This is a genomic window from Sphingobacterium puteale, assembly GCF_003627955.1.
Taxonomy (GTDB): Bacteria; Bacteroidota; Bacteroidia; order Sphingobacteriales; family Sphingobacteriaceae; genus Sphingobacterium; species Sphingobacterium puteale.
In genome coordinates this window covers 103,377-118,946 of record NZ_RBWS01000001.1, presented here as the reverse complement: position 1 = coordinate 118,946, position 15,570 = coordinate 103,377, and the positions used below count along the sequence as shown (strand labels likewise).

At 41.9% G+C, this 15,570-nt stretch carries 14 protein-coding genes; 7 read left to right on the top strand and 7 right to left on the bottom strand.

Annotation, left to right across the window (positions count from 1 at the left end; all coding sequences use genetic code 11):
- Window positions 1–780, bottom strand: a complete 780-nt coding sequence (rsmA, locus tag D7322_RS00530; RefSeq protein ID WP_121120539.1) for a 16S rRNA (adenine(1518)-N(6)/adenine(1519)-N(6))-dimethyltransferase RsmA — start codon at window positions 778–780, stop codon at window positions 1–3.
- A gap of 174 nt (window positions 781–954) precedes the next feature.
- On the opposite strand from rsmA, the gene pdxA reads away from it, so the two are divergent.
- The 4 genes from pdxA (at window position 955) to miaA (ending at window position 5,292) form a co-directional block, all read left to right on the top strand.
- Window positions 955–2,010 (top strand): 4-hydroxythreonine-4-phosphate dehydrogenase PdxA, encoded by a 1,056-nt coding sequence (pdxA, locus tag D7322_RS00525; RefSeq protein WP_121120538.1) that lies wholly within the window; start codon window positions 955–957, stop codon window positions 2,008–2,010.
- A gap of 239 nt (window positions 2,011–2,249) precedes the next feature.
- A complete protein-coding gene (locus D7322_RS00520) occupies window positions 2,250–3,683 on the top strand; it encodes a CCA tRNA nucleotidyltransferase (RefSeq protein WP_121120537.1) in 1,434 nt (477 codons plus the stop codon).
- 46 nt (window positions 3,684–3,729) lie between these two features.
- On the top strand, window positions 3,730–4,320 hold the full coding sequence (locus D7322_RS00515; RefSeq protein ID WP_121120536.1) for an IS1096 element passenger TnpR family protein: 591 nt from the start codon (window positions 3,730–3,732) through the stop codon (window positions 4,318–4,320).
- Between the two features lie 45 nt (window positions 4,321–4,365).
- The gene (miaA, locus tag D7322_RS00510; protein WP_121120535.1) at window positions 4,366–5,292 is read left to right on the top strand and encodes a tRNA (adenosine(37)-N6)-dimethylallyltransferase MiaA; all 927 of its coding nucleotides are present in this window, start codon (window positions 4,366–4,368) and stop codon (window positions 5,290–5,292) included.
- Between the two features lie 68 nt (window positions 5,293–5,360).
- On the opposite strand, the gene D7322_RS00505 is transcribed toward miaA, so the two are convergent.
- From D7322_RS00505 to recJ, 4 genes are all read right to left on the bottom strand, one after another.
- Window positions 5,361–6,431, bottom strand: a complete 1,071-nt coding sequence (locus D7322_RS00505; RefSeq protein ID WP_121120534.1) for a branched-chain amino acid aminotransferase — start codon at window positions 6,429–6,431, stop codon at window positions 5,361–5,363.
- Between the two features lie 545 nt (window positions 6,432–6,976).
- Window positions 6,977–8,491 carry a GH3 auxin-responsive promoter family protein gene (locus D7322_RS00500; RefSeq protein WP_121120533.1) on the bottom strand — a complete coding sequence of 505 codons (1,515 nt, stop codon included), beginning with the start codon at window positions 8,489–8,491 and terminating at the stop codon, window positions 6,977–6,979.
- Between the two features lie 19 nt (window positions 8,492–8,510).
- Entirely contained in the window at window positions 8,511–9,245 is a 735-nt protein-coding gene (gene lptB, locus D7322_RS00495; RefSeq protein ID WP_121120532.1) for an LPS export ABC transporter ATP-binding protein, read from the bottom strand.
- A 223-nt stretch (window positions 9,246–9,468) separates the two neighbouring features.
- Entirely contained in the window at window positions 9,469–11,169 is a 1,701-nt protein-coding gene (gene recJ / locus D7322_RS00490; protein ID WP_121120531.1) for a single-stranded-DNA-specific exonuclease RecJ, read from the bottom strand.
- A gap of 90 nt (window positions 11,170–11,259) precedes the next feature.
- On the opposite strand from recJ, the gene D7322_RS00485 reads away from it, so the two are divergent.
- The 3 genes from D7322_RS00485 (at window position 11,260) to D7322_RS00475 (ending at window position 14,046) form a co-directional block, all read left to right on the top strand.
- The gene (locus D7322_RS00485) at window positions 11,260–12,063 is read left to right on the top strand and encodes an MBL fold metallo-hydrolase (protein ID WP_317125711.1); all 804 of its coding nucleotides are present in this window, start codon (window positions 11,260–11,262) and stop codon (window positions 12,061–12,063) included.
- 258 nt (window positions 12,064–12,321) lie between these two features.
- The gene (locus D7322_RS00480; RefSeq protein WP_077438826.1) at window positions 12,322–12,801 is read left to right on the top strand and encodes a cation:proton antiporter regulatory subunit; all 480 of its coding nucleotides are present in this window, start codon (window positions 12,322–12,324) and stop codon (window positions 12,799–12,801) included.
- Window positions 12,802–12,804: 3 nt separating this feature from the next.
- On the top strand, window positions 12,805–14,046 hold the full coding sequence (locus D7322_RS00475) for a cation:proton antiporter (RefSeq protein ID WP_121120529.1): 1,242 nt from the start codon (window positions 12,805–12,807) through the stop codon (window positions 14,044–14,046).
- Between the two features lie 20 nt (window positions 14,047–14,066).
- Here D7322_RS00475 and D7322_RS00470 read toward each other — a convergent pair whose 3' ends face one another.
- Together D7322_RS00470 and D7322_RS00465 are read right to left on the bottom strand one after the other, a co-directional pair.
- Window positions 14,067–14,396 carry an iron-sulfur cluster assembly protein gene (locus D7322_RS00470; RefSeq protein ID WP_121120528.1) on the bottom strand — a complete coding sequence of 110 codons (330 nt, stop codon included), beginning with the start codon at window positions 14,394–14,396 and terminating at the stop codon, window positions 14,067–14,069.
- Window positions 14,393–15,562 carry a glycosyltransferase family 4 protein gene (locus D7322_RS00465; RefSeq protein ID WP_121120527.1) on the bottom strand — a complete coding sequence of 390 codons (1,170 nt, stop codon included), beginning with the start codon at window positions 15,560–15,562 and terminating at the stop codon, window positions 14,393–14,395. The genes D7322_RS00470 and D7322_RS00465 overlap by 4 nt, the downstream gene beginning before the upstream one ends.
- Window positions 15,563–15,570: the final 8 nt, after the last annotated feature.

Below are 15,570 nucleotides of genomic sequence, written 5' to 3'. Positions count from 1 at the left end.
TCAAAGACTATTTGCGATCTCGTTGGTCAAGCTAACGAAGTCATCTACTGTCAATCGTTCGGCCCGCAGCTCATATAGCGGATTGTCTGACATTTTATCTTTTGGGACAACGCCTGAAAGCGAGTTCCGCAAGGTTTTGCGACGTTGATTGAAGCCCGCTTTAACGACCCGCCAAAACAGCTTCTCGTCACAGGCTAATTGTTCACGGTCATTTCGCGTCATGCGAATGACACCCGACAATACTTTGGGTGGTGGATTAAATGCTCCTGCCTTTACGGTAAAGAGATATTCTACTTTATAGTACGCCTGTAAGAATACGCTCAGGATACCATATTCTTTACTGCCCGCTTTCGCTGTACAGCGCTCAGCGACCTCTTTTTGAAACATACCTGTCATCTGAACAACACGTTGACGCTCGTCCAAAATTTTGAAGAGGATCTGTGAGGAAATATTATACGGAAAATTGCCGATGACAGCCATTTTTTCACCAAAATATTGTGAAAAGTCAAGGTTTAGAAAATCGCCATGGATCAATCTTTTTCCCAATTGCGGATATTTGTCATCCAGATAGGCGACCGATTCATCATCCACATCGATCAGATAGGTCTCATATTCTTCTTTCTGTAATAGAAAATCTGAAAGGACACCCATTCCCGGACCGACTTCGAGTACTTGGCTAAAACCCAATTTAGGATCCAATGCTTCTACAATACGTTGCGCGGCATTCTTATCGTTTAAGAAATGCTGTCCTAAATGTTTTTTTGCTCTAACTGTACTCATGATGCAAAATTAGAAATTTAAAAGCTTTATAAAGTAAAAAGTCAAAAGTAAAAATTCAAATGGACAGAAAGTTTTTAGACCAGAGACTTGTTCGCCCAAAATCTTAATACGCATATCTAACTACTCAATACTAAAAAAAAATCCCTATTTTTGAGTCAAAGCATTTAAAAAAGGATGAGTGATAAACTAAAAATCGGAATTACCGTAGGAGATATTAACGGCATTGGACTTGAAGTAATTATTAAGTCATTGGTGGATCAACGTATGTGCGATTTTTTTACGCCGATTGTTTATGGAAATACAAAAGTTGCCTCTTTTCACCGAAAAGCGATCGGAGTAAACGATTTTAGTTTTAACGTCATCAATGATGCTGAACAGGCCCATTCCAAACGGGCGAATATGATCAATTGCTGGCAGGAAGATGTTAAGATCTCTTTGGGTGAGGAAAATGAAATCGGGGGCAAATATGCTTTTTTGTCTCTCGAGCGAGCAATCGATGATTTGAAAGCCGGTAAAATTGATGCATTGGTGACTGCACCGATAAACAAACATAATATTCAACAGGAGGGGTTTCAATTTCCTGGGCATACCGAATATTTGCAGGCAAAGGTTGGAGCTGATGATGTGCTGATGTTTATGGTCTGTGATGAGCTGCGTATTGGTGTGGTGACAGGTCATATCCCATTACACGATGTGGCTACGAATATCACTGAAGAGGCAATTTTGAAAAAGCTCGTTCTGATGAACGAATCTTTGAAAAAGGATTTCTGGGTTGAGAAACCCAAAATAGCCGTTTTGGGACTTAACCCACATGCTGGAGATCACGGGATTATCGGAACCGAAGACGACCAGATTATTCGACCAACGGTTGAAAAAGCAAATGAACAGGGGATTTTCTGTTTTGGCCCCTATCCTGCAGATGGTTTCTTTGCAAAAGGCGCTTATGAGAAATTTGATGCCGTACTGGCCATGTACCACGATCAGGGACTGATTCCTTTCAAACATATCGCCAAGGGAGGCGGTGTAAATTATACGGCTGGATTATCCATTGTGCGTACTTCGCCGGATCATGGTACAGGGTACGACATCGCGGGGAAAAACCTGGCGTCACCGAGCTCATTTGTAGAGGCAATTTTTACTGCGGTCCATATTGTGAAACGCCGCCGGGAACAAGCTGAATTATTGAAGAACCCATTGGCCTTCCGCAAATTGTCCAAAGACCGGGATTAGGCCTGTAATAATTGCTGATTTTTTTTGATCTATAGCGGTATAAGTGTCAAGTTAAGCAGATGACGAGAATCACATTGTCATTAAGGAGTTATAATGATTCCAGCGTGACAAGGTAAACACCGGTCGTATCTGCATAGAGTTTGTACGATCAAAATCTCAATTCTAATAGCGCAATGCCTAATACTAAAAAAAAGTATTACTTTTGCAAACTGTTTGGTTTTTTACCTCCTGTTCTAACTATGTACGATAATTTACAACATCCAATATTTTCAATCATCAAAGAGCTCGCCGAGCAGACAAATACCGAGTGTTATGTCATCGGAGGCTATGTACGCGACTATATTATGCGGCGTCCATTCAAGAATGATGTGGATATTGTTGTGGTAGGAAGTGGTATTGAGTTTGCAACTTTGCTGGGTGAAAAAATTCATACTAAAGTCTCAGTCTACAAAAACTTTGGTACCGCAATGCTCGTTTTTGAGGGCTTGAATGTTGAATTTGTTGGCGCAAGGAGGGAATCCTACCGTGCGGACTCCCGGAAGCCGATCGTGGAGGATGGCACATTGGGCGATGATCAGAATCGCCGTGATTTTACAATCAATGCCATGGCTTTTTCGTTGAATAAGGCTGATTATGGTACCTTGGTAGATCCGTTTGAAGGTGTAAAAGACCTTGAACAACGTATTATCCGGACCCCGCTAGATCCAATAGAAACCTTTTCAGACGATCCCTTGCGTATGATGCGTGCAATCCGTTTTGCAACTCAGCTAAATTTTAAAATTGACATTGAGGCCATTAAAGCGATCACGGATACGAAAGAACGCATCAAGATCATTTCAAAAGAACGGATTATCGACGAAATCAATAAGATCATTCTTTCACCTAAACCCTCTGTAGGCTTTAAATATCTTTTTGATACGGGCCTACTGGAATTGATCTTCCCCGCAATGTACAACCTGCATGGTGTTGATATTATTGACGGAAAGGGGCATAAGGATAATTTTTACCATACATTGGAAGTATTGGATAATGTGTGTGAACTTTCTGAGGACCTCTGGTTACGTTGGGCTGCTATAATGCATGATATTGCCAAGCCAGCGACAAAACGTTTCGATAAGAAATTGGGCTGGACGTTTCATGGACATGAAGACCGTGGTGCACGGATGGTGCCGAAGCTTTTTGCCGAACTGAAATTACCATTGAATGAAAAGATGAAATTTGTACAGAAACTTGTACAATTGCATCTTCGTCCGATTGTGCTGGCACAGGATATGGTCACCGACTCTGCCGTTCGACGTTTACTATTTGAGGCCGATGACGACATCGATGCCCTGATGATGTTGTGTCATGCGGACGTGACAACGAAGAACGAGTTTAAAAAGAAAAAATACCGCCAGAATTTTGAACTTGTCAAGCAAAAGCTAAAGGACGTTGAAGAACGTGACAAGATTAGAAATTGGCAACCACCCATCAGTGGAGAAGATATTATGACACTTTTTGGACTGACACCGGGACGTGTTGTCGGACAGTTAAAAAATCTGATCCGCGAAGCTATTTTGGAAGGTGATATCCCCAATTCCCGGGTCGAAGCCTATCAATATTTAGTTCGTAAAGCCGGAGACATGGGCTTGGAGGTCAAGCAAGAAATCCCATTGGAAATTTCCAATTCTTAAAATATAGTATTAATTTTAAACTGCTAAAAAGAAGAATACATAAAAGATGGCAATTTATAGATTTAGAGTTACTTTTGAAGATTATGAAGATGTATATCGCGAAATTGATATGCCTTCCAAAAGTACATTTTTAGACATGCATGAGGAAATCCATAAAACGACAGGCTACGCGCCAGATGCTTCTTCCTCTTTCTACGTAAGCAATGATCAGTGGAAAAAAGGAACAGAAATTGCTTTTAAACCCACGCAGCGTAAGAAAGATACAGAAGTTTTGTTGATGGAGAATATTCGCCTGAGCAAGTTTATTGATGATCCACACCAAAAATTTTATTACATCTATAACTTTGACCGTCCTTATGATTTTCAGGTGGAACTGATCAAAATTTTGAAGGAGGAAGCAGGTAAAGCGTATCCGGCTTTGTTCAAATCTGTCGGTCAGGTGCCTAAAACAATGACCGCGGCTAATTTTCCGGTGTCAGATGCTGTTGAAGAAGATGATTATGTTGAAGAAGATGATACGCAATACGGTGTGGATGACGAGGATGAATTGGATGGATTTGACAGCGACGACGAGGATGAAGAGGGAGAAGGCGAGGAGGAGCGTGAAGAATCAAGCGGCTACGAAGACGAATATTAATTGAAAATGCCTTCAATGCGGATTTGAGCATCTGAAGCACATATTATGGCAAACAAAAAAACACTGATAGCCATTGTAGGTCCGACTGCTGTTGGAAAAACTGCAATGGCTATTTCATTGGCTCAATATTTTAAAACCGAAATCATTTCTGCCGATTCCCGGCAGTTTTATCGGGAGATGACCATCGGTACGGCTAAGCCGGACGCAGAAGAACTGGCCAGTGCCCCACATCATTTTATAAATTCACATTCCATTCGTCAGGATTATTCTGCGGGCGATTTTGAGCGCGAAGCCTTACTCAGACTGAATGAACTTTTCAAACAGCATGATGTTGTTATTATGGTCGGTGGATCCGGATTATTTGTTCGCGCACTCTGTGAAGGTCTGGATGACCTTCCCAAGGCCGGGGAAGAGGTGCGAGAGCGGCTTAATAGCGAAATGAAGCAATTGGGGATCGAACAGATGAAGGAACGCTTAAAAACAATTGATCCTGCCTACTATAAAGTCGCTGACATTGATAATCCACAGCGTGTCGTGCGCGCCCTCGAAGTGTTTGAAGCTACAGGCAAGCCAATGTCCTTTTATCATAGGAAAGATGTCGATAAAAGACCGTTTGATATTTTGACGATAGGGTTAAATATGGAGCGTTCCCAATTGTATGCACGGATCAATCTTCGGGTAGATCGTATGATGGAAACTGGTTTGCTGGAGGAGGTAAAATCATTGATTCCTTTTAGAAGCAAACCCGCTTTGCTTACAGTAGGGTACGCCGAATTATTTGACTTTCTCGACGGAAATATCTCCTTGGGAGATGCTGTGGACAAAATCAAACAGAATTCAAGACGTTATGCAAAGCGTCAGATTACCTGGTTTAAAAAATATGGCGATACTTTCTGGTTCCAGCCTACTGAGACGGGGGATATCATTGATTTTATACAGACTAAACTTCTTGATGGCAATAAGGAGAACTAGTCGACCCTATCGCATAAAAAAAGGCAGTTGATGATCCCCAACTGCCCTTTTTATTATGGATTATCCTTTTATTTCACCAAGTAGTTCCATCCAAATGAATCAGCTAATTTACCGTAGCGCAATTCATTCAGGTAATTTAAGACTTTATTGGAGAACTCGCGGCCTTCTACCGGAGGTAAGTTGTAGTCTTGTCCTTCAAAACCGATACGGCTGATGTGTGTTATTGTTGCTGCTGTTCCAGCGGCAAATGCCTCGGTTACTGTTCCCGATTTGATGCCATCGATAAGCTCCTGAACGGATACTTTTCGCTGTTCGGTTTTATAGCCCCATTTATCCGCTAATTCCATAATGGTACGACGGGTTACACCATGTAAGATGGTATCGCCATGCGGCGTGATAATGGTGTCGCCAATACGGAAAATCAGGTTTGCAGTACCGGCTTCTTCAATATATTTGTGTTCAGCTGCGTCAGTCCACATAATTTGATCGTAGCCTTCATCATTAGCCAATTGGGTAGGGTAAAGCGACAATGCATAATTACCCGCATTTTTCGAGAATCCAACACCGCCTTCGGCTGCACGGGTATAGTAAGTTTCAACTTTTAAGCTAATTGGTTTACTATAATAAGCACCTACCGGTCCCGTAATAATGATAAATTTATACGATTTGGATGGATGTACGCCCAAAGCTGCTTCTGTACCGAACATAAATGGGCGGATATATAAAGAAGAACCTTCTTTAGCAGGAACCCAATTCCGGTCAATATCCAATAGCTTGCTCAGTCCATCCATGAAAATTTCTTCAGGGACTTCAGGCATCTGAAGACGGGCTGCTGATTTGTTGAATCTTTCCCAGTTTCTATCCGGACGAAAGATACTCACCGTACCATCCGCAAATTTATAAGCTTTAATGCCTTCAAATATCGCCTGACCATAATGTAAAGCAGACATCGAAGGACTGATACTGATGTCTCCATAAGGGACGATGCTGACACTTTTCCATTCACCATCATCATAGTCTGCGACCAGCATGTGGTCGGATAATATCTTTCCGAATTTTAGATTGTCGAAATCTACTTGCGAGAGTCTTGAATTTTGAGTTGGCTCTACGCGAATTGAATAGTTCTCTGTCGCGTTCATCTTATTTTTTATATTACTTAGGCTAAGTTAGGAAAAATTGAAATATAAACCGCACTTTGTCCGGATAATTTCCCGTTCGGCACAATGCCTTTTATTTCGGACAGTCATTCTCCAAATGACTACACTATTTATATAAAAATGAAAGATTTGACTAAGAAATTTTTGGAATCTGTCTATTATTAATTAATTGTGTTAATTTTATATTAATTAACACCTCTCTTGCATTTATGGCATAAAGTTTGGAAATCAAGAATGCAGCCATGTATGAGCATTTGGTTTGCTTTACGCTATAAAATCACTTATCATAAAATAAACTTAGTATGGAATTGACTCACAGTCTTAACAAAAGCAATGAAGTAACATCGGGTGAAACTCGCGAATTGTTACAGCGTGATGTTGAAATTCAAAAGAAAGGTATTTCTGTGAATTTTATCCTTGGTTTTTTTGTGTTTTTGTATAAAACCGCAATTAAACCCTAAACAAAGAGATTAGCCAAAAATATATTGGAAAAATTTTGGCTAATCTCCACTAGGACAGACTTCAGGTCAATCTTGTAAAATCTTCAAAAGCGGATCGAGATACTCTCTATTATTGCTCAGCCTTGGAACTTTATTCTGTCCACCTAATTTACCCCTAGACTTCATCCATTTATAAAAAGTGTCTGACGGCGCATTATGGACTATTGGTGCTTGCAATGCCATGTTCTTAAATCGTTTCGCGTCATAATCCGAATTGATTTCCCGCAACTTGGCATCCAATATTTCACAAAAGCGATTAAAATCGTTAGGCTGCTGTTCGAATTCGATAACCCATTCGTGTGCGCCAGCTTCTGCTTCCCGAAAATATACCGGACCCGCGGTATAATCTTTAATTCGAGCATTTGTCAATTTGCTTGCTTCCGCCAACGCTTGTTCGGCATTGTCCACGATCACTTCTTCTCCAAATGTATTGATGTATTGTTTTGTGCGGCCTGATATCTGAAAACGGTAAGGTGACAGCGATGTAAACTTGATCGTATCCCCTATCTTATAACGCCATAGTCCAGCATTGGTGGATATGATCAGCGCATAATTCTTGCCGATTTCTACTTGATCCAGGCGTAGCGTTGCAGGGTTTTCCTCATGTATTCTTTCCACCGGAAGGAATTCATAATAGATCCCATAGTCCAGCATCAGCAGCAGATCTTCGGAATCCGATTTGTCCTGTAACCCAAAATACCCCTCGGAGGCATTGTAGTTCTCGAGATAATACATCTTGTCTGAGGGAATCAGCTTGTGAAATTGCTCGCGGTAAGGCTTGAAACTTACGCCACCGTGACCATAAAATTCCAGATTTGGCCATACCTCCAATAAATTATCTTTGCCCGTGATTTCCAAAATACGTTTGGCCATTACAATGTTCCAGGTTGGCACACCCGCTAGACTGGTTACATTTTCCTTAATGGTGATTTGGGCTATCTGCTCAATTTTCTCTTCAAAATTGGGATTTAGGGTCACCTCCATATTCGGGGTTCGCTTGAATTCTGCCCAAAAAGGGAGATTACGGATCAGGATCGAAGATAAATCCCCATAATAGGAGTCTGGGCTGAAGTTATTGATCTGGGAAGAGCCGCCGATGACAACCGATTTTCCCGTGAAAACACGGTTTTCGGGTCTATTGTGGCAGTAGATGGTCAACATGTCCTTACCGCCCTGAAAATGACATTCTTCCAGAGCCTCTTCACTGACGGGGATAAATTTGCTACGGTCAGAGGTTGTTCCCGAAGATTTTGCAAACCATTTGATGTCCGAAGGCCACAGAATATTCTGCTCACCTTTGATCATGCGGTCTACATAACCTTTGATATCATCATAGTCCTGTATAGGGACACGTTCTTTAAATATTTCAGGTGTGAGTATACTCGTGTAATCGTATTTCTTTCCCCATTCTGTTGCCTCTGCGGTAGAGATTAAACTCTGGAACCATTCTTCTTGTACATCGTGCGGATATTTCATAAAAAGTTCGATCTGGTGAATCCTCTTTTTCATGAACCAAGTAAAAATGGAGTTTAATAAGGCCATAGCGGGTATTCTTTTTGCTTTAAAATTTTTTCCTTCTCAATTCAAAGTGACGGCCCAGATAGAATTTCCGTGCCAGCTCATTGTCGGCAATTTCCTCAGGTGTACCGGTAAGCATAATCTTGCCTTCGGTCAAAAGATACGCTCTATCCGTAATGGATAAGGTCTCCTGTACATTGTGATCCGTGATTAGAATACCTATATTACGCGTCTTGAGTTTTGCTACGATCGTTTGTATTTCCTCTACGGCAATAGGATCGACCCCCGCAAATGGTTCATCCAGAAGGATAAAAGAAGGATTTGCAGCTAATGCACGGGCAATTTCGGTACGCCGGCGTTCCCCCCCTGACAAAAGATCACCTCTGTTTTTACGAACACGGTGCAGACTAAATTCGGACAATAATTCCTCCAGTTTGGCCATACGTTCTTCTTTATTGGGGTAATGGATCTCCAGTACGGCAAGAATATTATTCTCCACGGATAACTTGCGGAAGACAGAAGCCTCCTGAGCCAAATAACCTATTCCACGTTGTGCGCGTTGATACATCGCATCTTGCGTGATCTCTTGGTCGTCTAAGAAAACTTTTCCTTCATTGGGCTTGATCAGACCAACAATCATATAGAAGGAGGTCGTTTTACCGGCACCATTTGGCCCTAATAATCCGACAATTTCTCCTTGTTCTACATGAAAGGATACGTCGTTGACAACAGTACGTTGTTTATATTTTTTTATGAGATGCTCTGCCTTTAAAATCATCTTCTTGATCTATCTTGTTGCTATAAGTTTGTGCTCTACTTTTTCCGCAATATACCAGATGACCTGAATTTAATGCGGAAATTACGGTTGGAGCATGTTGATGCAAATCTATTGTAAATATATTAATATCTTCTTAGTATTAAGTATCAAGGTCGTAGTATTTAGATCATTCTAAACCCCACAAAACCTAAATTCACGTACTCGTTATCCATCCGTAATAATACTAATATCGAATTCCCTTGATATTGAGTTGTAAGTTCCTTTTGCTGCGCCAGACGTTTTCCTCGATACTATAGCAGATATCAAAACTCTGGCCTGAATTGATAAGACTGATGTGTTCGGCCAATCCAAAACCGATGCAATCAAAAGATGCGGAATCTTCCTGTACAACCGTCATTTTTAGATGATTGGTGCCGACAGGAAAAGCCGGACCTACCGCACTTACTTTTTTGCTCAAGAATACCGGAGCTTCATTTTGTGGGCCAAATGGTTCAAACTGTTGGAGTATACGGAAAAACTTTGCGTCTATATCCTTCAGCTGAAGTTTGGCGTCGATCAGAATTTCCTGTGTCAGCATCTCCGGACTGATTCTTCGGGCAACAACCTCTTCAAAGCGATCTTGAAACAGACTTACATTGTCAAGAGACATGGTTAGTCCAGCGGCGTATTTATGTCCTCCGAACTGTTCGAGCAGGTCGGCACATTCGTTTAGGGCCTCATATAAATCAAATCCGATCACTGACCTGCAGGATCCCGCGATATGACCATTTGTTTCTGTCAATATAATGGTCGGGCGGTAATATTTCTCGGTCAATCGTGAGGCAACGATACCGATAACACCTTTATGCCAGTCTGCTTTGTACAGTACAGTAGATTTTCGGCTTTTGAGAACGACATTCTCCTCAATGAGTGCCAATGCCTCCTCGGTTATCTTTAGGTCAAAATCCTTGCGGACATTATTTTGGTCATCAATACTCGAACTGAAATCTTTGGCCTCCTGTAAGGATTTTGAAATTAATAATTTAACAGCATCCTTGGCATGGTCGATCCTTCCGGCGGCATTAATGCGCGGCCCGATCTGGAAGACAATATCATTGACCGTGAAGGTCTTTGTTCTATTATTGGAAAGGTCTATCAGGGCTTTTAGTCCAACACAAGGGTTGGTATTGAGCTTGATTAATCCAAAATGGCTTAAGATTCTGTTCTCTCCGGTGATCGGAACAATATCTGAAGCGATACTGACCGCGACCAGATCCAAAAACTGATAACAGGCATTGATATCCATACCATTGGTCAGGATGAAAGCCTGAATGATCTTGAATCCGATGCCACAACCCGAAAGTTCTTTATACGGATAATCACAATCGGCACGTTTTGGATCTAACACGGCGAAAGCCTTCGGAAGTTCTTCTCCCGGCAGATGGTGGTCGCCAATGATAAAGTCTATCCCTTTGTTGTTGGCATACGCAATCTTATCGATGGCCTTTATGCCGCAATCCAATGCAATAATTAAAGTAAATCCATTTGCAGCAGCATAATCAATACCTTGTGTAGATATACCATAACCCTCCGCATAACGGTCGGGAATATAAAACTCAAGCTGACTATGGAATTCTCTGAAGAAGCTGTAGACTACGGCAACGGCTGTTGTGCCATCGACATCGTAGTCACCATAGATTAAAATTTTTTCTTTGTTGCCAATGGCCTGGATGATTCGGGATATGGCTTTTTCCATATCTTTCATCAAAAATGGATCGTGCAAATCAGACAATTGTGGTCTAAAAAACTGTTTTGCTTCATCAAAACTTCCAATGCCCCTGCTGACAAGCAACTCTGTTAATACAGCGTTGATATTTAATTCCTCGCGCAGTTTGTTGGTTATTTTGACATCAGTTTTAGATTTTAGTACCCACCTTTTTTGCATATCTTTGCACAATATTTTAAGTGTAAATATACGTTTTAAGGCTGGACTTACCTAATTCCTAAACCTGGTATTGACCATCTGTTGCTTAACGTGCATATTCCCAATGTTTTAAATATGGTGCAGGCTTATTCTCTATATGAAGGTTCTTTTTCCGTTGATAAAAGTAGAAAATTCGTTCCCTTTGATCCGGCTGTGGATGATCCGAAAGATCGTCCCGGATCCATGTTTATCCATGTTCATCCTTTTTTGATCAAAACAGAATCAGGTATTGTGATCTGTGATACCGGCCTGGGACATACGGACGACCGTGGTGTGCTGAAGCTGTACAATAATATCCGCAAATTAGGCTATGAGCCCGATGATGTAAAATATGTATTGATGTCACATCTGCATAAGGATCATGCCGGTGGTATGGTAAAAACGGAAGAAGGCTCGCTCCGTATTGCATTTCCGGAGGCTGAGTATATTGTGCAAAGGGGTGAATGGGAGGATGCCTATTCTGGTATCTCCAGTTCCTACCGTACAGAAATTTTTGATGTCGTCCAACGGAGCGGAAACCTTGTGTTGGTCGAGGGGGAAGGAGAGATAAATACCGAAATCAGCTATGTGCATAATGGCGGACATACGCCAAATCACCAGGCCTTTCACATCCGTACAGGGGGAGAGCACTATTTTTTCGGAGGTGATGTGTTGCCTGAACCCGAGGAAATTTTTCATAATTATGTAGCCAAATACGATTTTGACGGACGACGCTCGAAAGAGCTCCGGCAGCGGTATTGGACAGAGGGGGCTCCCGAAGGCTGGATTTTTCTGTTCTATCACTCTAAAAATATAACCATGGGCCGTAGCCAGCTGCGTCCTGACGGAAGTTACAAACTTATTGAGGCCAGGTAGAGAAAAAAATGATATGCCAATGAAAAGCATTGTGGAATTCAAATTCCACGAAGGGGCGCTGACTGATGTTTTTTAATGAATTAAACGGCCTAAAACTCGTTTTTCTGAACTTTTTTTAGTATTTTGGGATAATCTGCCGGTTGATGTCCCCTGCTGTCGCGTGTGGCGGATTCGTTTAAGATTGAGTTTTTGGTTAAATTTGTTTTTAGTAAAATGGCGTTTCGCTATTATTATTGGTATTTATTTAAATAGAAGATTATGTCTATTGTAAGAGAATCCGATCTGATTGGAATTGGAAAGAAATTTCAAATTGAAACCGATGCGGGAGACAATATGGTTGTTGTGATCCACGATGATGGTCGACGGGAACTGTATCGTTATGATGATGAAGAGCACGAATCACGTTGTGTGATGACACTTAATGATGATGAATCTCGTCAGATAGCGGGTATTATAGGCGGTCTTTCCTATAAGCCTAAGGCATTGGAAACAATTGAAGTGGCTTTGGATGACTTGCGTATCGAATGGTACAAGCTCGAAGGCAAATGGGAGGGGGCTGGGAAAACGATCGGAGAATTGGAGGTACGGCAACGTACAGGAGCTTCCATTATTGCCGGAATCAGAGATGATGAAACGGTCATCAACCCTGGACCATCTTATCTGATCACTCCGGGAACGACTTTGGTCATTGCCGGAAAGAAAAACAACATCAAACTTTTAAAGGAAATTTTACTGTAATCTATGCTATCACATACCCTAATATTGGAAATTGGAATCGCTGTCGGACTTGTAGCCATTGTTGGATTGATTGCCAACAAGCTTAAGTTTTCCGTCATTCCTTTTTTCATTATTATAGGGATGGTTTTGGGGCAGCATGCACCTCAGATAGGAGTGGTAGACCTCACATTTACCGAAAGCAAACCCTTTATAGATTTTATGGGTAGGCTAGGGGTATTGTTTCTTTTATTTTATCTGGGACTGGAATTTTCAGTCAATCGACTCATTAAATCCGGTAAGGCGATCGTAACTGGAGGAACAATCTATGTGCTGCTCAATTTTACCTCGGGACTATTGATCGGATGGCTGATGGATATGCCTTTTAAGGAGATGATGGTACTGTGTGGTATCATGACCAGCTCTTCGACTGCGATCGTTGCTAAGGTACTCACTGACCTTAAACGAACGGCAAATCCAGAGACAGAGGTTATTATGGGAATGATCATGTTTGACGACCTGTTTATTGCCATGCACATTTCCTTTCTTTCGGGGCTGATATTAACAGGTAGCAGCTCGTTTTGGACCGTAGCAGGGACTTCCTTGCTGGCATTGGGCTTTATCTTAGCCTTTTTGGTTTTGGGCCGTAAATTAGTGCCAGCCATAGACCGTTTATTAAAAGACAAAACTTCCGAACTATTTATATTGGTCATCTTTGCACTGCTATTTATCGTTGCAGGATTTTCGGAGACTATTCATGTTGCTGAGGCGATCGGTGCTTTGATGGCGGGATTGGTGCTGGCAGATTCGCAGTACATTAAGAAAATTGAAGCGATGGTACTGCCCTATAAGGACTTTTTTGGGGCAATGTTTTTCTTTAGCTTCGGACTATCCATAGATATGATGTCACTGGGGGGAGCCGTCCTGTGGGCCTCCATAGCAGCTGTGGTGACCGTCATGGGTAATCTTGCTTCAGGTTATTTTGCAGCCAAATTCTCGGGAATGAAGCCCAAAACTTCCTTTGACATCGGCTTTACCCTATCCGCCCGCGGAGAGTTTTCGATTATCATGGCCAATATCGGTAAAGCAGGTGCTTTGCTTCCCGTAATCCAGTCGTTCGTCGTGGTGTATGTATTGATCCTATCCATTGTATCACCGCTCTTGACCAAGGAATCCCGCAACCTATGGAAAGTGCTCTTTGGAAGTGATGCCAATACAGCCAAGCCGCTTAAGAAGTTGAGCGACCTTGAAAATAAGAGTGGCGGATAATTACAAAAAAGCCGCCTAAATTATAGAAATCCCAATTCGAGTTTCGCCTCTTCCGACATCATATCCTTGGTCCAGGGCGGATCAAAAGTCAATTCCACCAAGGCTTCTGTGATCCCCTCTATTCCAGCAACTTTCTCCTGCACTTCATTCATGATTTCACCAGCCACAGGACAGCCGGGAGCAGTGAGTGTCATGACAATTTTTGCAATGCCATCCTCTTTAGTAATAATTTCATAGACGAGACCCAGATCAACGATATTTGCCGGTTTTAATTCGGGATCATAGATTGTTTCCAGTGTAGCTTGGATCTGAGATGCCAAACCCAGCTTATCCATTACAATAATGCTCATTTGTTCAATTTTTTATCTTCAATAGCGTCTTTATAGATCGCTAATAATTCGTTTTCGTTTATTTCAGGAGTAAATTTACTAAAATAATAGGCAAGACAGGTCTTTCTTATCTCATCTTTTTCATTCGCTGGCTTGGCATTCCACTGCGTCAGACACGCAGCAATTTCGTTATAATTGTGAGGATCAAATGTCAGTCCGGTTTTGTGCGGGATGATCAATTCCGGTAAAGGCCCTAATTTTGAACAGAGTACGGCTGTTCCTACGGAGTAAGCTTCAAGGATCGTGATTGGCATTCCTTCGAAACAGATGGAAGGAACGATCAGCGCCTGTGCTGCAGCAAGGAGGGGTAAAATTTCCGTCCGGGATTTAAAACCGAGATAGCTGATATTTGAATGCCCGCTTATGCTTTTCACGACCTCCTCTTCCAGTGGTCCAGCACCGATAATTCGGAGTTCCAACCTAGTTCCTTTTACGGACTCAATCAGTTGCAATATTCCTTTTTCGTCGGAAAGCCGACCCACATAAATAAAATAAGACTGCGAGATGTCTGAGCCTACGGTGGCAGGGAAAACAAAATTCGGTTTTACCGCAAATTTTTCGGTAGATATGCTTAATGTTGACTCCGCAAATATAGACTTGGCAAAGCCGCTTAAATTAATATAACGATTCACTTTTTCCCAAGTACCCATTCGGCGGTGAAGCCAGTAATTCAGTGCCAGCAGGAATGTTTTGACTGTAGAATTATTAAATGCCTTTTGTCGAACTGCTGTCCAGGGAAATTCTTCATGCAAAGAATCCAGAAATAAATGATTATGATGGTATAGCGTTGCCGAAGGGCAGAGTAGCCTAAAATTGTGCAGTGTCATTACCTGTGGTACACCCAGCTTGGCTATTGTACGTATCAGGAGCGGGCCTGAGGCATAATGCGTGTTATGGAGATGGACAATATCTGGTTTAAACGCGTGAATTGATTTCTTCACACGCTGCGCCGCAAAGATATTCCAAAAAGATCCTATCGTCTGAAGGGCCCCGAGCCAACCTTTTTTATTTTGAAAGGTGAGGGTATGGACCTCGTGCTCCTGGGATAGGAGCGATGATTCCTGTTGAAAAACAGTATCTTCACCGCCAGGAGCTTGATAAAATGTATGAATAATCAGTATGCGCATAACAAAAG